Source organism: Pseudoxanthomonas sp. PXM02 (genome assembly GCF_014851805.1).
Taxonomy (GTDB): domain Bacteria; phylum Pseudomonadota; class Gammaproteobacteria; order Xanthomonadales; family Xanthomonadaceae; genus Pseudoxanthomonas_A.
In genome coordinates this window covers 742,889-762,955 of sequence record NZ_JACVAK010000002.1, presented here as the reverse complement: position 1 = coordinate 762,955, position 20,067 = coordinate 742,889, and the positions used below count along the sequence as shown (strand labels likewise).

Here is a 20,067-nt window from a genome sequence, read left to right as displayed (position 1 = left end):
GGGGGGCGAAAGCCCCCCTTCTGCTGTCCACCATACGCCACCGTGAAAGCGGTTCGCCGGCGGCAGGGGCTAAACTACGCGCCCTATGAATCCTCCTTCCTTCACCTCCGGTGACCTGGCCGCCCGTTTTGGCCTGGAGCTGCGCGGCGCAACCGACCTGCGCATCGACGGCGTGGCCACGCTGGCACGAGCCGAACCGGGGCAACTCGCCTTCCTGGCCAACAGCCGCTATCGCGGCCAGCTGGCAGACTCCCGGGCCAGCCTGGTCGTGTTGCGCGCGGATGACGCCGGCGAGGCGGCCGGTGCCGTGCTGGTCGCCAAGGATCCCTACACCGCGTTCGCGAAGATGGCCGCGCTGTTCGAGCGCAAGCCGGCGCGCGAGCCCGGCATACATCCCAGTGCCGTCATTGATCCGACCGCCCGCGTTGCGCCCGGCGCGCACGTGGGTCCTTTCACCGTGATCGGTGCGCGCAGCATCGTCGGTGACGGGAGTGTGCTTGGCCCCGGCTGCATGATCGGCGACGACTGCGTGGTAGGCGACGGCTGCGAGCTGATCGCCCGCGTCACCCTGGTCACACGTGTACGCCTGGGCCAGCGCGTGCTGATCCATCCTGGCGCGGTGATCGGCGCCGACGGATTCGGCCTGGCCATGGACAGCGGGCACTGGATCAAGGTGCCGCAGCTCGGTGGCGTGGTGGTCGGCGACGACTGCGAGATCGGTGCCAACACCACCATCGACCGTGGTGCGCTGGACGACACGGTGCTGGAAGAAGACGTCCGCCTCGACAACCAGATCCAGATCGGCCACAACGTCCGCATCGGCGCGCACACCGCGATGGCCGGCTGCAGCGCCGCCGCCGGCAGTGCACGCATCGGCCGTTACTGCCTGATCGGCGGCGCCGCCGGCGTGCTGGGGCACCTGGAGATCTGCGACCGCGTGGTGGTCACCGCCATGTCGCTGGTCACCAGTTCGATCACCGAGCCCGGCGAATACTCCAGCGGCACGCCGCTCACCGACAACCGTACCTGGCGCAAGAACGCCGCCCGATTCAAGCAACTGGACGCCCTCGCACGACGGGTGCTGGCAGCCGACAAGGAAACCTGATGACTCTAGATCTGCAACTACCCATCGACGCGACCACCATCCGCAAGCTGCTGCCGCACCGCTATCCGTTCCTGCTGGTGGACCGCGTGGTGGAGTTCGAGAAGGACAAGCGCGTGCTGGCGTACAAGAACATCACCCAGAACGAGCCCTTCTTCACCGGCCACTTCCCGGACCGCCCGATCATGCCAGGCGTGCTGATCATCGAGGCGCTGGCGCAGGCCGGCGGCCTGCTGACGCAGCTCTCGCACCAGGGCGATACCGCGGGCCGCATGTTCTACATGGTGAAGGTCGAGAATGCGCGTTTCACCCGCATGGTCGTGCCCGGCGATCGCCTGGACCTGGACGTGACCCTGAAGCGGCTGATCCGCAACATGGCCTTCTACACCGGCGTGGCCTCGGTCAACGGCGAACAGGTCGCCTGCGCCGACGTGCTGTGCGCCGAGGACACCCGCTGAGATGAGCGCCCCCACCGCCATCCATCCCAGCGCGGTCGTCGATCCCGGTGCGGTGCTCGGCGAAGGCGTGCGTGTCGGTCCGTTCGCCTACATCGGCCCCGAGGTCGAGATCGGCGACGGCACGGTGATCGGCCCGCACTGCACGGTCACCGGCCCGACGCGCATCGGTCGTGACAACCACTTCGTCGGCCATGCCGCGATCGGCGGCGATCCGCAGGACAAGAAGTTCAAGGGCGAGCGCGTGGAACTGGTGGTCGGCGACCGCAACGAGGTGCGCGAGTTCGTCACGCTGAACCGTGGCACCGGTACCGGCGGCGGCATCACCCGCATCGGCAGCGACAACATGCTGCTCGCCTACACGCACGTGGCGCACGACTGCATCGTCGGCAACCACTGCGTGTTCTCCAACAATTCCACGCTCGCCGGCCACGTGACGGTCGAGGACTGGGTGATCATGAGCGGCTTCGCCGGCGTACACCAGTTCTGCCGCGTCGGCGCGCACGCCTTCATCGGCATGGGCGTGCTGCTCAGCGGTGATGTGCCGCCGTTCACCATGGTGGCGGGCGAAGCGTCCGGTCGCCCGCGCGGCATCAACAGCGAAGGTCTCAAGCGTCGCGGCTTCGACGCCGACCGCATCGCGGCGATCAAGCGCGCCTACCGCACGCTGTACGTCGCCGGCCTGCCGCTGGCGGAAGCCAAGCAGCAACTGGCGGAACAGGCCCAGGCCAGCGACGACGTGAAGGCGCTGCTGCAGTTCATCGAAAGCGGCGACCGGCCGCTGCAACGCTGATGGACCCGCGACGGGAGCCCGGCGACGCGACTCCCGCCGCTTCTCCGCTGCGCATCGCACTGTGTGCGGGCGAAGCGTCAGGCGATGGCCTCGGCGCCGGCCTGATCGCAGCTTTGAAGGCACGCTTTCCCAATGCGGAGTTCGTCGGCATCGGCGGCGATGCGATGCGCGCTGCCGGCTGCGAGACGTGGTTCGACGCGAACGAACTGGCGGTGATGGGGCTGGCCGAAGTGCTGCGCCACCTGCCGCGCCTGCTGCGCCTGCGCAAGGCCTTCCGCCAGCGCGTGCTCGACTGGAAACCCGATGTCTACGTCGGTATCGATGCCCCCGACTTCAATCTCGGCATCGAGCGCTGGCTGAAGGAGCGCGGCGTACGCACCGTGCACTACGTCAGTCCGTCGGTCTGGGCCTGGCGCGAGAAGCGTGCCGAGAAGATCGGCCACAGCACGGACCGCGTGCTCTGCCTGTTCCCGATGGAACCGCCTATCTATGCGAAGCATGGCGTGGATGCGCGCTTCGTCGGCCATCCGATGGCGGACGACATTCCGTTGGCACCGGATCGTGCCGCCGCACGCGCCGCGCTCGGTCTGCCTGGTGATGCCCCGGTGCTCGCCGTGCTGCCGGGCAGCCGCCTCGGCGAGATCGGCCGCCTCGCACCCGCGTTCTTCGAGGCAGCGCGCCAGGTGGCTTCACAGATCCCCGGTCTGCAGATCGTCGTGCCGGCCGCCAACGCAGCCTGCCGCCAGGCGCTGGAAGCGCAGTTCGCCGCACACGGCGCCGAAGCTGCGTGGCGCCTGCTTGACGGACACGCCCGCGACGCGATGATCGCCAGCAATGTCGTGCTGCTGGCCTCCGGTACGGCGACGCTGGAAGCGATGCTGTGCAAGCGGCCGATGGTCGTGGGCTATCGCATCGCGCCTTTGACCTACCGCATCGTCAAGGGTCTGGGGCTGCTGAGGGTCGAGCGCTATGCGCTGCCGAACGTGCTGGCGGGCGAGGACATCGCGCCGGAGCTGATGCAGGACGACTGCACGCCCGAGCAGCTGTCGGCAGCGATCATGCGCTGGTTCAACGAGCCGGAGGCGGTCGCCGCCTTGCAGCCGATCTACGTGCGTCTGCATGACCAATTGCGGCAGGATGCCTCGGCGAGCGCGGCCGCGGCGGTGGCAACATTGATCGTCTCCCCTGTAGGAGCGACGTAAGTCGCGACCACTATCCATGAGTGCTGCGAAGCCGTCATCGCCCGCTACACAAGACACCTTGCCATTCGCTCTTGTCAGAAGAAGGCACTACGTCGACGTCATTCTCGCGGTCGCGACTCACGTCGCTCCTACAGAAAGCCTTTGCTGATGACCGGCTCTTCGCTGTTTCCGGATACCATCGTCCGACTGATCGCCGGCGTGGATGAAGCCGGTCGCGGGCCACTGGCCGGGCCGGTCGCCGTTTCCGCGGTGATCCTGGACGACGCGCGCCCGATCGCCGGCCTGAACGACTCCAAGCAGCTCAGCCAAGCGAAGCGCGAAGCGCTGTTCCCGCTGATCCAGGAACGCGCGCTCGCCTGGCAGGTCATCTTCGTCGAGCCCGAGGAAATCGACCGCCTCAACATCCTGCAGGCAACGATGGAGGGCATGCGTCGCGCCATCGCCGCGCTGCAGCCGCTGCCGGAGCTGGTCCGCATCGACGGCAACCGTGCACCGAAGGGGTTGAACTGCATCGCCGAGACACTGGTCGGTGGCGACGCCATCGAACCGGCGATCATGGCGGCCTCGATCCTGGCGAAGGTGTCGCGCGACCGCATGATGGTGCAGTTGCATGCGTCGTTTCCGCAGTACGGCTTCGACGTGCACAAGGGCTATCCCACGCCCGCACATCTCGCCGCGCTGGCGCAGCATGGGCCGTGTGCGCATCACCGGCAAAGCTTCGCGCCTGTGCGCAGGGCACTGATCCGCAGCTGATTTCGCGCACGTCGGAAGCGCGTGACCATCGGCACGGTGCCCATGGTCACGATGGCTTCCAGCAGGCGCGCACGACACGCTCGATACGCAACATGGCATGGCATCCCGCGTTCCCTGCGCCGGGAGCCCTCTTCCCCCACGAGGTGCGCCATGACCGTGTTGCATGCCGTTGTTTCTTCCCCCCATCCGTCGCGTCCGGTCGATGACGCGCGCGTGCAGTTGCTGCGCAGCCTGCTGGCCGATCGCGACTGGTCCCAGGACGTCGCCCTGCGCACGCGGCTGCTCCAGGCCGCGGCCTCGCTCCGCGATGGCGTTGCGTTGCTCGACGAAGCCACCTGGCTGCTGGTCGCCGACGAAACCGCCCACTACCTGGATTTCCGTCGCCTGCGCACGCTCGAAGCGGAGCTGCGTGGCTGTCCGCCCGACGCCGTGACCTACACCCGTGCCGACTGGCTGGCCGCACGCAACGCCGAAGCGGCGCTCGCCTCCCACCTGCGCCACGTCCGGTTCAGCAGCTACGTCCCTGAACCGGTCCCGATGTTCCGCATCCACTGATCCATACCTGCAGACACCCGGCACGGCCTGACCGCCGTGCCCACAGCACCCCGAGCCCTCGGGTTTCCCCCTGGCCGCCTTTCCCCGGGCGGCCTCTTTTTTTGTCTTTCCAGACCCCTTCCGCGACGCCGGAATGTCAAGCCTTGCCCCACCCCACCCCCGCCGGTACGCTGCCCCGACAGCACTCCGAGCCGGCATGTCTTCCCGTTTCGTCCACCTCCACCTGCACACCGAGTTCTCGCTCGCGGATTCGATCATCCGCGTGCCCGAGAAACCGGATCACGCCGATCCCAAGAAAGCCAAGCAGGCCAATCTGCTGAGCCGGGCGGTGGAACTGGGCATGCCCGCGCTGGCGGTCACCGACCGCAACAACCTGTTCGCGCTGGTGAAGTTCTACAAGGCCGCCGAGGGCGTGGGCATCAAGCCCATCGCCGGTGCCGACCTGCTGGTGGCCGATGGCACGGATGCGCCGTGGCCGGTGACGCTGCTGTGCCGCGATCGCGAAGGCTACCTGTCGCTGTCGCGGCTGCTGTCGCGCGCGTGGATGGAAGGCCACCGCACCGATGGCGTCGCCATCGATCCCGAATGGCTGCGCGCCGACCACCAAGGCCTGTTCGCCATCATGGGCCGGCAGAGCCAGGCCGGCCGGCTGGCGCTGACCGGTCGCCATGACCTGGCCGAACAGCAACTCGCCGACTGGCAGCGCGCGTTCGGCGACGACCTGCACCTGGAACTGACGCGCACGCAGCGCGACGGTGAGGAGGCGTTCAACGCGTTCGCCCTGCACGCTGCCGGATCGCGCGGCCTGCCGGTGATCGCCAGCAATGATGTGCGCTTCCTGTCGCCGGACGATTTCGACGCGCACGAAGCGCGCGTCTGCATCGCGTCCGGCCGCGTGCTGGACGATCCCAAGCGCCCGCGCGACTACAGCGCCGAGCAGTACATGAAGTCGGCCGAACAGATGGCCGAGCTGTTCGCCGACGTGCCCGACGCGATCGACAACACGCTGGCGCTGGCGCAGCGCTGCAACATCGAGATGCGGCTGGGCACCTACTTCCTGCCCGCCTATCCGGTGCCGGAAGAGGAAACGCTGGACAGCTGGATCCGCAGCCAGTCGCACGATGGCCTGAAGGCGCGCCTGGAGAAGAATCCGCTGGCGCCCGGCCATACGCGCGAGGACTACGAGCAGCGACTCGACTTCGAGCTGGACACCATCTGCAAGATGGGCTTCCCCGGCTACTTCCTGATCGTGGCGGACTTCATCCAGTGGGGCAAGAACCACGGCATCCCGATCGGCCCCGGTCGTGGCTCGGGTGCCGGTTCGCTGGTGGCGTGGGCGCTGCAGATCACCGACCTGGACCCGTTGCCGTACGGGCTGCTGTTCGAGCGCTTCCTCAACCCGGAACGCGTGTCGATGCCCGACTTCGACATCGACTTCTGCATGGACCGGCGCGACGAAGTCATCGACTACGTCGCACGCAAGTACGGCCGCGACCGCGTCAGCCAGATCATCACCTACGGCACGATGGCGGCGAAGGCCGTGGTGCGCGACGCCGGCCGCGTGCTCGGTTTCCCGTATGGCCTGGTCGACAGCGTCGCCAAGCTGATCCCGAACATCCTCGGCGTATCGCTGAAGGACGCGATGGGCGAAGGCAGCAGCGAAGCCGCCTCGCAGGAACTGATCGACCGCTACCGCGACGAGGACGACGTCCGCGACCTGATCGATCTTGCGCGCCAGTTGGAAGACCTCACCCGCAATGCCGGCAAGCACGCCGGCGGCGTGGTGATCGCGCCGTCGCCGCTGTCGGATTTCTGCCCGCTGTTCGCCGAACACGACGAAGGCGGGCGCGGCAAGAATCCGGTCACCCAGTTCGACAAGGACGACGTGGAAGCGGTCGGCCTGGTGAAGTTCGACTTCCTGGGCCTGCGCACGCTGACGATCATCGACTGGGCGGTGAAGGCGATCAACGTGCGCCATGCGCGCGCGGGCGTGCCGCCCGTGGACATCGCGACCATCCCGCTCGACGACGCCAGCGTCTACCGCGACGTGTTCGCCAACGGCAATACCGGCTCGGTGTTCCAGTTCGAATCCACCGGCATGCGGCGTGCGCTTAAGGAAGCCAAGCCCGACCGCTTCGAGGACCTGATCGCGCTGAACGCGCTGTACCGTCCCGGCCCGATGGACATGATTCCGTCGTTCGTCGAACGCAAGCACGGACGCGAGGAATTCGAGTACCCCGACCCGCGCACGCGGACCATGCTGGAAGAGACCTACGGCATCATGGTCTACCAGGAGCAGGTCATGCAGATGGCGCAGATCGTCGGCGGCTATTCGCTGGGCGGCGCCGACCTGCTGCGTCGCGCGATGGGCAAGAAGGTGCCGGCCGAAATGGCCAAGCACCGCGAGATCTTCCGCGAAGGCGCCGCGAAGGGCGGCGTGGTCGAGCGCAAGGCCGATGAAATCTTCGACCTGATGGAGAAGTTCGCCGGCTACGGCTTCAACAAGTCGCATGCCGCCGCGTACTCGCTGGTCGCTTACCAGACGGCCTGGCTGAAGAAGCATTACCCGTCCGAGTTCATGGCGGCCACGCTGTCTTCGGACATGGACAAGACCGACAAGGTGGTCGGCTTCCTCGACGAGGCACGCGGCCTCGGCCTGAACGTGCAGCATCCCGACGTGAACCACTCGGACTTCATGTTCGTGGCGACCGATGCGAACACCATCCGCTATGGCCTCGGCGCAGTGAAGGGCGTCGGCCAGGGCGTGTGCGAGAGCATCGTCGAGGCGCGACGCGAGGGCGGCGAGTTCCGCGACCTGTTCGATTTCTGCAAGCGCGTCGACTCGTCCAAGCTCAACAAGCGTGCGCTGGAAGCACTGATCAACGCCGGTGCGCTGGATGCACTGGGCCGCAACCGCGCCTCGCTGGCGCTGCAGTTGCCGGAAGTGCTGAAGGCCATCGACCAGATCAGCAAGAACCGCAGCGCCGGCATCGTCGACATGTTCGGTTCCAGCAGTGGCGGCGACGACATCCACGTCGAACTGCAGGTCACCGACGAATGGCCGCTGATGCAGGTACTGCATGGCGAGCGCGAGACGCTGGGGCATTACCTCAGCGGCCATCCGATGGATCCGTACCGCGACGACCTGCGCTCGCTGGTCGGCAGCGACCTCAGCGAACTGGACCGCATCTGGTCCAGCTCGTCCGGCGGCGACAAGAAAGGCTGGCGGCCGGAAGTCAACGCGCTCGTCGCCGGCCAGGTCGTCGGCATCCGCCGCAAGGGCGACAGCCAGGTTTTCGTGCAACTTGAAGACGGCCGTGGCCGCATCGAATGCAGCGCGTTCTCCGACGCGCTGGCCGAGTTCGGCGCGCTGATGACGCGCGACCGCGTGCTGGTCATCAAGGGCGGCCTGCGCGAAGACGAGTTCAGTGGTGGCTACAGCCTGCGCATCCGCCAGGTGTGGGACTACGCCCAGCTGTGCCAGCAGCATGCGCATCGCCTGCAGCTGCGCCTGGACCTGCGCGTGCCCGGCCTGTGGGAGCGCGTCGACGCGCTGCTGTCGCGCCATCGCCCGGGCGGCACGCCCTTGCGCCTGGACCTGCTGATGGCGACCAGCGACGCCGCCATCGCCGGCATGCTGGACCTCAACGGCCAGAAAGCAGTGCGCGTGGACGCGGAGCTGCTCGATGCCCTCCGCTCGATGCCGGGTGTGCGCGCCGCCAAGCCCGCGTTCAACCGGCCGTGGGCGAACTGACGCGCCACGTGCGCGCCATCACGGCCCTACCCCCCCGTACGTGACCGCCGGACCGCTTCGGCTACACTTCCCCCCTTTCCGGCCCATGGCCCGCAGATGAATCCGAACTACCTCGATTTCGAACAGCCCATCGCCGACCTGGAAGCCAAGATCCAGGACCTGCGCGCCGCCAGTACCGGCCCGGCGGTGAATGTCGATGCCGAGGTGCACGCCCTGCAGGACAAGCTGCGCGTGCGTACGGCGCAGATCTTCCGCGACCTGTCGCCGTGGCAGGTGTCGCAACTGGCGCGCCATCCGGCGCGGCCGTACACGCTGGACTACATCAAGGTCTTCTGCGACGAATTCCAGGAGCTGGCCGGCGACCGTGCGTTCGCCGACGACAGCGCCATCGTCGGCGGCCTGGGCCGCATCGACGGTCGCAGCGTGATGATCATCGGCCACCAGAAGGGTCGCGACACCAAGAGCAAGATCGCCCGCAACTTCGGCATGCCGCGCCCCGAGGGCTACCGCAAGGCGCTACGCCTGATGAAGATGGCCGAGCGCTTCAAGCTGCCGCTGCTGACCTTCATCGACACGCCGGGCGCCTACCCGGGCGTCGGCGCGGAAGAACGCGGCCAGTCCGAAGCCATCGCGCGCAACCTGATGGAAATGGCCGAGCTGAAGATCCCGATCATCTGCACGGTGATCGGTGAAGGCGGCAGCGGCGGCGCGCTGGCGATCGGCGTCGGCGACCGCACCCTGATGCTGGAGTACGGCACCTATTCGGTGATCTCGCCGGAAGGCTGCGCCTCTATCCTGTGGAAGGACGCCGCCAAGGCCAAGGACGCCGCCGAGCAGCTCGGCCTGACCGCCAAGCGCCTGCATGGCCTGGGCCTGGTCGACAAGGTCGTGCGCGAACCCATCGGCGGTGCGCACCGCAATCCGCGACAGATGGCGGTACGCCTGAAGGCCGTGCTGCTCAATGAACTGGACGCGCTGGAACAACTCCCGGTCGACCAACTGCTGCAGAAGCGCTACGCGCGCCTGCGCGGCTACGGCGCTTACGAAGCCGCCTGAGTCGCCACCGGGGATGGCCTGGATCAAAGCCCTCCTCGGTACCCTGCTGGTCCTCGCCACGCTGGTCGTCGGGCTGTGCTTCGGTCTGTACGCGGTCGGCGCGTCCGCGTTGCCTGAGGACGCCGAGCCGACCGACTATCGCGCCCCGCCCGACCTGCGTGCGCTGTACCTCAAGGTCGAGGCCGGCGGCATCGAAGAAGTGCCGCGCCTGAATCCCGTGAGCCTCCCGGGCTACTGGCTGTGGCACCTCTCCGGCGAGCAACGCGAACCCCCCGGCTCCCAGCTGAGGCTGCTCGGCTATGCGAGCCGCGCACTGACATTGCGGCGATCGCCACCGCCCGGGTCGACGCGGCGACATCTCGTTGGCCTGGCGGCCACCCTCCACGTCAGCCGTCAGTGGGGTCTCGACCGGATGGTCGATACGGTACTGGCGGAAGGCGGATTCGGCCGCGGTGCCACGGGCATCGAACAAGCAGCACAAGTCTGGTACGGCCACCCGCTGGACGACCTGATCGCCGAGGAGCGGCTCCTGCTGATCGCCCTGATGAAAGGCCCGGCCTACTACGATCCTGACTGCCATCCGGAGCGGTTCGCCCAGCGATATCGCTGGGCCGCTGCGCAGGCCGGCCTGGCCGATCCGGACGTCGCACCTGCCCTCGCGCGGTTGCGGTCGCAGCCCTGCCCCGCACCGGTCCGGACGCCCTCGATCCCGTAGACTCGCGACAGGGGCGTCGATAGGGAAAGCGCGTGGTAGAGACTCAGGAAAACGGACGGCGGCTGGAGCCGCTCGCATACCACGTGTGCGTGGTCGACTATCTGAAACGCCATGAACCCGACGTCTGGGCGTGGGCCAGTTCGCAACGCGCCAGGGACGAGCACCTGCAGAAGGCGCGCGACAGCCTGCTGCGCGACACCTATCGACTCGAGGCCGGCGCACACACCGGCATCCATGCCGAGTTGCAGCAGGCCATGCAGCGCCTCGGCATCCACGCGCCGGCCACGCTGTACCAGGCAGGCAGCGCGCAGATGAATGCGGCGCTGATGTTCATGCCCGGCGAAGTCCATATCGTGCTGGAAGGGCCGATCCTCGAACGCTTGTCGGACGCGGAGCGGCTTGCGCTGTTCGGCCACGAACTGGCGCACTACCTGCTGTGGTCGCGCGACGACGGCAACTTCCTGGTCGCCGACCGCATCCTCAACGACGCGCTTGGTTCGTCGCAGGCCACTGCGAGCCATCACGAGACCTTCCGTCGCTACGCGCTGCATACCGAACTGTTCGCCGACCGCGGCGGCGCCATCGCCGCTGATGCCTTGGAACCGGCGGTCAACCTGCTGATCAAGACCCAGACCGGCATCACCGATCCCGACCCGATGGCCTATCTGCGCCAGGCGACGGAAATCGATGCGCGCGACACCGGCGCCAGCGGCGGCTCCACCCATCCTGAGACCTTCCTGCGTGCGCGGGCACTGGATCTGTGGTGGCGACACGCCGACGAACTGGAAGACTGGCTGGAACGCAGGCTGTGCGGTGCGCTGGCGCTTCCGTCGCTGGACCTGGCCGGACAGTCGCGCCTGCAGGCGATGACGCGTGGCTTCCTGGCGTTCTTTCTTGGCGATACGACGCTTCGCAGCGATCCCGTCATCCATCAGGTCCGTGAACTGTTTCCCGACTGGTCGGCCGACGAGACCGCCCTGCCGCCGTCCGCGTTCGCGGCACCGGCCGTGGATGCGAGCGTGCGCGAATACCTCAATGCCCTGATGCTCGACCTGGCGCTGGCCGATGACGATGTCCAGGATGCCGCGCTGCGGCGCGCGGTCCGCACCGCGCACGAGCTGGGCAGCCTCGATCCGATGCTCGCCGCGCTACGACGCGATGCCCGCCTGGGCAAGCGCGAGATCGACAAGCTGAAGAAGGCCGCGGCGGTGCAGGCATGAGCCACGACACCACGACGCAAACCACCACACTACCCGCCCTGATCGACGCACAGGCCGGCGCCGCACTCGCGACCGACGATGTCCTGGTGCTGGTGCTGCCGCTGTTCGAACAGGTGGCGGCCCTGCATGCAGCCGGACGCGTCACCACGCTGGACCCCGCCACGCTCGTGCTCGATCAAGGAGGCAACGCCCTGCGACTGATGCACGCGGAGGGCCGTGCACCCACGGTCGAGCTCGCCGCGATCCACCGCGTGCAACCGCATCCCGTGTCGACCCTCAGCATCGTCGGTGAACTGCGCCGCTCGCATACCGCCGACGGCTGGGAAGAACTGCATGCGCTGGACGTGCAGGCCGATCCGGAAGCCGCCATCGAGCGTCCGGTGTTCCTGCCCGGATTCGGCAGCTGGGAACTGCGGCTGGGGCACCACGACGAGATCACCGACGTGTTCCGCCTGGGCCTGGTGCTGGCGGCGCTCGCCTGCGGCCTGGACTTCGACGACATCGACGACGTGCAGCGGTTCGCCGCGCACCGTCGCAATCTCTTCCAGCTCGCCGACCGCCTGCACCCGATCGTCGCGGCCGTCATCGTCGAGATGACCGCGCTCAACCGGCACGAGCGCGCGACCGATCTCGGCGCGCTGGCCACGCGGCTGCGCACCTGGCGCGACCAGCCCGCCGTGCTGGACGTCGAGCGCGCCCTCTCCGGCGCGCAGGGCGCGGCACCGCGGCGCACGGCGGTGCTCGCACACCTGCGCGACCGTCTGTTCGATCTCTCGCGCCGTAACCGTCTGCTGTACTTCAAGCCGACCGCGAGCAGCGTCAACCTGACCGTGTCCAGCGTGCCGCTGGTGCTGCAACTGGAGAGCATCCGACCGGAACACATCTGCACCTGGGGCGGCCCGTTCGCCGCGGATGTCGTCGCCGGTCGCACGATCGACCTGCAACGCTGGCTGCGGTTCGAAGACCAACCGTATCTTCCCGTCGCGCTGGACAAGCTGATCCAGGAGACGCGCCGCGACCGCGCCGAATACGGCTTTAGCAACCTGCGCCTGGTCGTCGCGTTCCTGCGCTGGCACAACCTGAAAGAGACGCCGGAAGAGCGCATCGTTACCCCGCTGTTGTGGCTGCCCGTGGAACTGTCGCGACGCAAGGGCGTGCGCGACCAGTACGTCCTGCAGGCCGCGGACGGCGAGGCGGAGTTCAATCCCGTCCTGCGCCACCAGTTGCGCCAGCTCTACGACATCCGCCTGCCCGAGACAGTCGACCTGCAGAAGACGTCGATCGCCGACATCCATGCCGACCTGCTTGCGCAGATCCAGCGCACTGAGCCTTCCGTGCAACTGCGTCTGGTCGACAAGCCGCAGATCCGGCTGGTCCGGCAGAAGGCCCTGCAACGCCTGCAGCAGTACCAGCGGCGACGCGGTGCCACGCGCGTGCCGCGCGCCGCGACGCTGGGCCTTCCCGACTACAGCTACGAGCGCAACGATTACCGTCCGCTGGGACGCGCGCTGTTCGAACGCTGGGTCCGCCCCAGTCCGTTGCCGCAGCGGTTCGAAGCGGGCGCGGCACCTGTCGCCGGCCCGCGCCATCCGCAGATGATGCCGGGCGATGCCACTCAGGAAACCGAACGCGTCGGTTTCGACCTGCAGGAATCCGAAGGCCACCGCTATGCGTGGGACCTGGATCTGACGCAGGTCAGCCTGGTCAACTTCAACTACAAGAAGATGTCGCTGGTCCGCGACTACACCCAGCTGATCGATACGCCGGATGCGAACCCGGCATTCGACCGCGTGTTCTCGATCGAGCCACGCGCCGTCGAGACCGCGCCGCCGGCCGCGCTGCCGGTGCGCCAGCGCTGGAACGTCGTGGCGGCCGATGCCACCCAGGACGCCGCGGTCGGACTGGCGCGCGATGGACGCAGTTTCATCATCCAGGGCCCTCCGGGCACGGGCAAGTCGCAGACCATCACCAACCTGATCGCCGACTACGCAGGCCAGGGCAAGCGGGTGCTGTTCGTCTGCGAAAAGCGCGCGGCCCTCGACGTGGTCTTCCACCGTCTCAAGCAGAGCGGGCTGGACTCGCTGTGCTGTCTTATCCATGACTCGCAGGCCGACAAGAAGGCCTTCATCGCGGATCTGCGGGCCTGCTACGAACACTGGGTGGCGCAGCCGCACGGCAGCGATGCGCTTCAACAGCAGCGCGATGCGCTGCTGCAGGGGCTGGAGCGCCAGCAGCAACGGATCGCCGCGTTCGAGACGCGCATGTCGACGGTCCCACCCGCCCTCGGCACGCCGTTGCGCAGGCTCGTACGCCGACTGCTCGAACTGCCCGCGACGACGACGCTCGACGCGGCCACCAACGAACGTCTGCCCGATCTTGCGGCCTGGGATGCCGAGCGACCGCTGGCCAACCGCGTGCACCGGGAAATGCGCGAGCGCTTCGGCCGCGACGGGCTGGCCGGCCATCCGTTCGCCCGCCTGCGTGGCGCGCTGCTGGCCGACGAGCGTGCCTATGCGCGGCTGCAGGATGCACTCGATGATGCCCAGGCCCAGTTCGACCGCCTGGATCCGCTCTTCGAAGATGCGCACACCCTGATCGATGACGCGCTCGGCCTGGATGCTGCGACGGCCCTGGCCGATGCCGCCCATGGCCTGCTGCAAGACGGTCTTGCAGGCCACCTGGAACTGCTCGACGAGAGCGGCGACGGTGCGGCCGCCCTGCGCCAGACGCGCGAGTCGTTGGCAGCGTTGCAAGCGGATCTGGCGAAGACGGCGAGCGCGACCACCCATTGGATGCAGAAGCTGACGCCGACCGACACGCAGGCCGCGCTGGCGCTGGCCGGGGCGATGGAAGGTTCCGCACTGCGCTGGCTGCAGCCCGCCTGGTGGCGGCTGCGTGGGGAGTTGCGCCGCCGCTATGCGTTTGGCCAACACGCCGTACACCCCGGCTATACCCGCGTCGTGCAGGCGCTCGCAGACGAACAGGCCGCCGCACAGCGGATCGACGATGCCGAAGTGGCGGCACGCACGCGTTACGGCGTGGCCGACATCCAGGCATTCCTGACGGCGGCGGCAACGCTGCGCGAGCGGCTGCCGACGGACGCGGTGCTGCGTCGACTGGTCGCCCACCTGAAGCAGTCGCCCGACGCCGTTGCCGCTGCACGCCGGGAGGCCTCGGCACGCGACGCCCTGGCTGCCCTCGCCGCGCACGCGCGCGATGTAGTGGACGCGCCCAGCGACACGCTCGGCACGCTGGCCGAGCTGCTGCGCGATCTACGCGAAGGCATGGACGACCTGCCGGATCTTCTGCCCCTGCTGCGGGCGGTCCACGGCGCCAATGCCGCGGTCGGCTGGGCGCTGCGGACGCTGCCGGGAACGCCCGACGCGACCGAGGCCGCAATCACCGCAGAAGCCTTGCGGCGTGCCGAGCGTGAATCGCCCGAACTGGCGCGCTTCGATGGCGTGGCGCTGGCGCGCAGCGTGCATGCCATCGGTCGAGCGCAGGGCGAGCTGCTCGCCGCCAATTCGCGCGTGGTCCGCGCCACGCTGCATCGCCTGTTCGCCGAGAACCTGCGCCGCACTGCCCTGTCCGCCACCCAGCTCGACGCTGCCGGCAAGGAATTCAAGAAGCAGTACTCGACGGGTAGGCGCGAACTGGAACACGAGTTCGGCAAGAGCATGCGCCACCGCTCCATCCGCGACCTGGCCGACGACGAGACGGGGCTGGTCATCAACGACCTGAAGCCGATCTGGCTGATGAGTCCGCTGTCGGTGTCCGACACGCTGCCGCTGGCCAGCGACCTGTTCGACGTGGTGATCTTCGACGAAGCCAGCCAGATCCCCACCGAGGAAGCCGTGCCGGCCCTGAGCCGCGCGCGCCAGATCGTGGTCGTCGGCGACGAGATGCAGCTGCCGCCCACCAGCTTCTTCTCCGCCAGCGGTGACGGCGAGGAGGAAATCCTCGTCGAAGAGGACGGCGAGCGCATCGCCATCAACATGGATTCGGACAGCCTGCTCAACCAGGCCGCGCGCAATCTTCCGGCGACGCTGCTGGCGTGGCATTACCGCAGCCGGCACGAGGCGTTGATCAGCTTCTCCAATGCCGCGTTCTACGACGGCAGGCTGGTCACCATCCCGGACCGCCGGATCGAAGCGCCCGACCCGCAGTCGCGTGCGGTGCGGTCGGATCAGGAGGACGCTGGCGTACTGGGCGTGGAAACGCTGCTCGATCGCGCCGTCAGCTTCCACCCGGTGGCCGATGGCGTCTACGAGGGTCGTCGCAATGCCCCCGAAGCGCGCTACATCGCGCAGATGGTCCGCGAACTGCTGGCCCGCGAAACCGGCATGAGCATCGGCGTGGTCGCCTTCTCCGAAGCACAGCAGGACGAGATCGAGTCCGCACTCGATGCGCTGGCCGCGCAGGACGAAGCCTTCGCGTTGCGGCTGGACCGCGAGTACGTCCGTGAGGACGCCGACCAGTTCAATGGTCTGTTCATCAAGAACCTGGAGAACGTGCAGGGCGACGAGCGCGACATCATCATCCTCAGCATCTGCTACGCGCCGGGACCGGACGGCCGGATGCTGATGAACTTCGGCCCGATCAACCAGCGGGGCGGCGAGAAGCGGCTCAACGTCATCTTCAGCCGCGCGCGCCATCGCATGGCGGTGGTGTCCACGATCCAGGCCGACGCGATCACCAACACCCACAACGATGGCGCCGCTGCATTGCGGGCCTTCCTGCAGTTCGCCCAGGCCAGCGCACGCGGCGACCAGCCGCGCGCACAGCAGGTGCTGGGTGCGTTGAACGCAGGCGCTCAGGAAGCCTTCGCCCGGCCCGCCACCCACGACGCGGTGCGCCAGGCGCTGGCCGCTGCGCTGCGCGCACGCGGCCATACGGTCGACGAAAACGTGGGGCGTTCGCAGTTCCGCTGCGACCTGGCCGTGGTCGATCCCGACGGCGGCGATTACCTGCTGGCGATCCTCATCGACGATCCGTCGATGGCCGCGATGGATGCCGGTGAGCGCTATGTGTTCCGCCCCGGCATCCTGCGCAGCTTCGGCTGGCGCACGCTCGACGTGCCCGGCAGGGACTGGCTGCGCGCGCCGGAGGCGGTGGTCGCACGCATCGAAGCGGCACTGGCGGGCGAGGAACCGACGTTCGACGACGCCGATCTCGACGATGGCTTCATCGCACCGCAGTCCACTCCGACCACCGACACTGCTGCCCCTGCCCCGACCGTTGGTACGCCCGCGCCAAGTGAAGCGCCGGACGTGGTGACGCGCCGCTTCCATTTCGAACAGGGAAACTCGCGCAAGTTCTGGCAGGCCTCGCTCACCGGCACCGAACTGGCGGTGAGCTACGGCCGCATCGGCAGCCAGGGCCAGTCGGTGGTCAAGGTCTTCGAAACGCCGGAGCGCGCGCAGCGCGAGATGGACAAGCTGATCGCCGAGAAGCTGGGCAAGGGCTACCAGGAAGCGTGATGCACGGTGGTCGTCCGTGGCATCGCCCGGTCAACACGGGCGATGCCAACCGTCGGACGTTCAGAGCGACTTGAGGAAATCGACCAGCGCGCGCCGGTCATCGGCATTCATCGCCTCGAAGCGCTGCTTCGCCGCCGTGCCCTGCCCGCCGTGCCACAGCACCGCTTCCTCCAGCGTCGCGGCACGACCATCGTGCAGATAACGCACGTTCGGATCGATCGATGCCGCCAGGCCAAGCCCCCACAGCGGCGCCGTACGCCATTCGCGCGCGGTCGCGCGTCCTTCAACATAGGTGTCGGCCAGGTCCGGACCCATGTCGTGCAGCAACAGGTCGCTGTACGGACGGATCGTCTGGTAGCGCAGTTCGGCGAAGCGATGGTGCCCGGTCTTCAGCGTGGGTGTGTGGCAGGTGCTGCATCGCGCCGCTTCGAACAGCTGCGCGCCGCGCTTCACGCGTAGCTGCCGGGCACGCGCCTGTGCATCCTGCTCCAGCGGATTGTCGAAGTCGCGCCGGGGCGGCACGCCCAACAGGCTCAGGTAGAGCGCGGTCTGGTGGATGTCGGCGGCGGTCAGTTTCGCGCTGCCGTTGTTGACCTGCGCGCAGGCCGTGCCCTGGCTGCCGCGTGCGCACTCCAGCGAGGCCATCAGCGGCGAGGTGACGCCCATGTCGGTGTTGAAGGCGATTGATGCCTGCTGTTCCAGCGTGGCGGCGGCGGCCTTCCAGCCGAACCGCCCCACGCGGCTGACGCCGGCATCGCGTGCGTCGGCAACGATCTGCAGGCGACCGGCCACGCCATCGGGATCGCCCTGCTGCGCGAGTGCCAGGCGTTCCAACTGCTGCTCGGGCACGGCTTCCAGCAAGCCCAGGCCGATCAGCGACGGCGCCACGCGTACCGACAAGGCGGTCGGCATCGCGAGCGGTTGGCCGGCTCGATCACGCAGCGCGTAGTTCGGCCGGCGCAGCACGTAACCGGTGCCGTCGGCATAGCGTCCAGGAAGCTCGGTGTAGCCCGTCAGCACCAGCTCGGCTTCGCGACCATCGACGTTGGCGCCGGCCTCGCGATATCGACCCTGCTGCAGGCGAAGACCGAACCGTGCGTCCGGCGCCTGCGTACCGGCACCCGCTATGCCGACGAACACGCCCAGCCGATCGAGCGGCGCGCCGACCACCGGCGAACTGCGGCCATTGCCCGTGTGGCAGTCCACGCAGCGCGTCTGCGAGAAGCGTGGCGCCGTCTTGCCCGCATGCGCGGTGAAGACGGTATTGCTCTCCTCGGAATGGCGACCGCTGGCGAACGAGGTGTGGATCAGCCGGCGCCCTTCCGCCCACGGCTGCATGTTGTAGCCGGCGATGTTGTGCGACGCCTGCTGCAGCATGCGGAACGGCTCGCTGGAAGTGTCCTCGTGCAAGGTCATCCACGGTCCGGCGGACAGCGCCTCGGCCGGCATCGCCAGCGAGTCCAATGGCCGCTGCACGCCATAGCCCGGCCCGCGGAACCACGACACGATGCCGTGCGCGCCGGCACGGTAGACCAGCGCTTCGGCGTAGTAGTTGAAGCGGCCGATGACGTCCGGATTACCGGCCAGGAAGATGCCCAGCTCGAACTCCACCAGGTCGCCCTTCCGCAGCGGCCGGTGCGCCTCGTTGGCGGCGGTGCGGATTTCCTTCACCAGCACGAAGGCGTTGCCCGGTGCGCCGGCCGGCGGCGTGTAGTTGCTGTTGGGATCTTGGCCGAGCTGCGCGTAGTTGGCGATCGGTGTCTGTGCGGCCACGCCACCAGGCAGCAGCTTCATGCCGCCGTTGTCGGCGTACAGCGCGACCGATGTCGGTTCCAGCGGATCCTCGCTGCGCCGGCCGATGTAGCCGTGGCGGAAGTTGGTGCCGTACCAGTAGTGCTGGGGTTTGACGACGATGGTGAGGACGCGCTGCTCGCCTGACGTGCCCGGCACCGCATCGTCGTGGATGACGATCTCGTGCGTGCGCCGTTCGAAGTAGTGCGGCGGAAAGACCTGGTAGCTGTCGTCGACGATGGGCTCGCGCGCATGACGGTCGCGCACGCGGCCACCCACATGCGTTACCAGCGTGCCGTCGTCCTGGGTGTAATGGACCGGTGCCGCGTCATCCGGCCACAGCAGCGGCTGGTAGTTCGCCGAAGGCGGGACCGGCGGCGGCGGCGGCAGCAGCGGCGCCGATCCGTGCTCGCGCACCGGCGCGGGTTCGCCCGCCCCCAGGCGGAACTGCTGCGCGGGCACGACCGCGCAGGTGATCTGTTCGACCGAAGCGCCGGTCGCTGTCGCCGCGCCGACGATGCCCAGGCACTTGCCGCTGTTGACGTTGACGATGCGATAGCGGTCGCTGGTGTCGACACGCTGCAGGCGGAAGCGCTGCGCGCCGCTGCCGTTGTCGTCCCACTGCTGCACGATGGCGTGGTCGGCACCGGATCCGGCCGGGATGTCGGCCGACTTCTGCGTGGCCAGGTTGCGCAGCCGGTACTGCCCGGTGGCGGTCTCGGCGATATCGAAGAACTGGCGGTGCAGCGTGGCATCGCACGCCGATTGCACCAGCGGGGTGCCGTTGGCCGTGCTGCCGTCGCGGATTTCGATGCAGAGGTCGCTCAACACACTGGCGATGCGATAGCGACCGGACGGGACAGGATCGACGTTGATGTTCTGTGGAGGCGCGACCAGAGGTTGCGCAGCCGCTGCGGTTGCAGCGGCCCCCGCCATGGCGGAACCCGACGATGCGCCCCCGGACGCGGACACAGGACGGGCGCTGCTCCAGAACGGCGCATCGCGCGACTCGTCGGTCTGCACGGAGCAGGCCGCCAACGATATGGCGGCCAACAGGGAAAGCACGACCGGCGCGCACCGGCACCGGACAATGGCAGGGGGATACATCGGGCACCGACTCCGTGGGGGACGCGTGGGGAACGCCGGCAATGTCTTCGTTCCCTTCCCCGGGAACAAGACACGCCATCCGAT

12 protein-coding genes are annotated in these 20,067 nt (G+C 68.2%); 11 read left to right on the top strand and 1 reads right to left on the bottom strand.

Annotation, left to right across the window (positions count from 1 at the left end; genetic code table 11):
* The first annotated feature begins 85 nt into the window (after positions 1-85).
* The 11 genes from lpxD to IB225_RS12250 all read left to right on the top strand — a co-directional run bounded on the left by lpxD (position 86) and on the right by IB225_RS12250 (position 17,085).
* A complete protein-coding gene (gene lpxD / locus IB225_RS12300) occupies positions 86-1,105 on the top strand; it encodes a UDP-3-O-(3-hydroxymyristoyl)glucosamine N-acyltransferase (protein ID WP_192311512.1) in 1,020 nt (339 codons plus the stop codon).
* Entirely contained in the window at positions 1,105-1,560 is a 456-nt protein-coding gene (gene fabZ / locus IB225_RS12295) for a 3-hydroxyacyl-ACP dehydratase FabZ (RefSeq protein ID WP_192311511.1), read from the top strand. Before lpxD ends, fabZ begins: the two co-directional genes overlap by 1 nt.
* A gap of 1 nt (position 1,561) precedes the next feature.
* Positions 1,562-2,350 (top strand): acyl-ACP--UDP-N-acetylglucosamine O-acyltransferase, encoded by a 789-nt coding sequence (lpxA, locus tag IB225_RS12290; protein WP_192311510.1) that lies wholly within the window; start codon positions 1,562-1,564, stop codon positions 2,348-2,350.
* The gene (gene lpxB / locus IB225_RS12285; RefSeq protein ID WP_192311509.1) at positions 2,350-3,552 is read left to right on the top strand and encodes a lipid-A-disaccharide synthase; all 1,203 of its coding nucleotides are present in this window, start codon (positions 2,350-2,352) and stop codon (positions 3,550-3,552) included. Before lpxA ends, lpxB begins: the two co-directional genes overlap by 1 nt.
* Before the next feature lie 147 nt (positions 3,553-3,699).
* Positions 3,700-4,305: a ribonuclease HII gene (rnhB, locus tag IB225_RS12280; RefSeq protein ID WP_192311508.1), complete on the top strand. Its 606-nt coding sequence runs from the start codon at positions 3,700-3,702 to the stop codon at positions 4,303-4,305.
* Positions 4,306-4,455: 150 nt separating this feature from the next.
* The gene (locus tag IB225_RS12275; RefSeq protein WP_192311507.1) at positions 4,456-4,860 is read left to right on the top strand and encodes a hypothetical protein; all 405 of its coding nucleotides are present in this window, start codon (positions 4,456-4,458) and stop codon (positions 4,858-4,860) included.
* Between the two features lie 196 nt (positions 4,861-5,056).
* On the top strand, positions 5,057-8,614 hold the full coding sequence (gene dnaE / locus IB225_RS12270) for a DNA polymerase III subunit alpha (RefSeq protein WP_192311506.1): 3,558 nt from the start codon (positions 5,057-5,059) through the stop codon (positions 8,612-8,614).
* 96 nt (positions 8,615-8,710) lie between these two features.
* A complete protein-coding gene (locus IB225_RS12265; RefSeq protein WP_192311505.1) occupies positions 8,711-9,670 on the top strand; it encodes an acetyl-CoA carboxylase carboxyltransferase subunit alpha in 960 nt (319 codons plus the stop codon).
* Positions 9,671-9,683: 13 nt separating this feature from the next.
* On the top strand, positions 9,684-10,385 hold the full coding sequence (locus tag IB225_RS12260) for a transglycosylase domain-containing protein (RefSeq protein ID WP_192311504.1): 702 nt from the start codon (positions 9,684-9,686) through the stop codon (positions 10,383-10,385).
* 32 nt (positions 10,386-10,417) lie between these two features.
* Complete coding sequence (locus tag IB225_RS12255; protein WP_192311503.1) at positions 10,418-11,605, top strand: M48 family metalloprotease; 1,188 nt, start codon at positions 10,418-10,420, stop codon at positions 11,603-11,605.
* A complete protein-coding gene (locus IB225_RS12250; RefSeq protein ID WP_192311502.1) occupies positions 11,602-17,085 on the top strand; it encodes an AAA domain-containing protein in 5,484 nt (1,827 codons plus the stop codon). Before IB225_RS12255 ends, IB225_RS12250 begins: the two co-directional genes overlap by 4 nt.
* A gap of 60 nt (positions 17,086-17,145) precedes the next feature.
* Here the strand turns inward: IB225_RS12250 and IB225_RS12245 are convergent, their stop codons facing one another.
* The gene (locus IB225_RS12245) at positions 17,146-19,812 is read right to left on the bottom strand and encodes a di-heme oxidoredictase family protein (RefSeq protein WP_192311501.1); all 2,667 of its coding nucleotides are present in this window, start codon (positions 19,810-19,812) and stop codon (positions 17,146-17,148) included.
* Positions 19,813-20,067 lie beyond the last annotated feature (255 nt).

Excerpts from the sequence above, each read along its gene's own strand:
- lpxD (WP_192311512.1), top strand. The coding sequence starts at position 86 with ATGAATCCTCCTTCCTTCACCTCCGGTGACCTGGCCGCCCGTTTTGGC.
- fabZ (WP_192311511.1), top strand. The coding sequence starts at position 1,105 with ATGACTCTAGATCTGCAACTACCCATCGACGCGACCACCATCCGCAAG.
- lpxA (WP_192311510.1), top strand. The coding sequence starts at position 1,562 with ATGAGCGCCCCCACCGCCATCCATCCCAGCGCGGTCGTCGATCCCGGT.
- lpxB (WP_192311509.1), top strand. The coding sequence starts at position 2,350 with ATGGACCCGCGACGGGAGCCCGGCGACGCGACTCCCGCCGCTTCTCCG.
- rnhB (WP_192311508.1), top strand. The coding sequence starts at position 3,700 with ATGACCGGCTCTTCGCTGTTTCCGGATACCATCGTCCGACTGATCGCC.
- IB225_RS12275 (WP_192311507.1), top strand. The coding sequence starts at position 4,456 with ATGACCGTGTTGCATGCCGTTGTTTCTTCCCCCCATCCGTCGCGTCCG.
- dnaE (WP_192311506.1), top strand. The coding sequence starts at position 5,057 with ATGTCTTCCCGTTTCGTCCACCTCCACCTGCACACCGAGTTCTCGCTC.
- IB225_RS12265 (WP_192311505.1), top strand. The coding sequence starts at position 8,711 with ATGAATCCGAACTACCTCGATTTCGAACAGCCCATCGCCGACCTGGAA.
- IB225_RS12260 (WP_192311504.1), top strand. The coding sequence starts at position 9,684 with ATGGCCTGGATCAAAGCCCTCCTCGGTACCCTGCTGGTCCTCGCCACG.
- IB225_RS12250 (WP_192311502.1), top strand. The coding sequence starts at position 11,602 with ATGAGCCACGACACCACGACGCAAACCACCACACTACCCGCCCTGATC.
- IB225_RS12245 (WP_192311501.1), bottom strand. The coding sequence starts at position 19,812 with ATGGCGGGGGCCGCTGCAACCGCAGCGGCTGCGCAACCTCTGGTCGCG.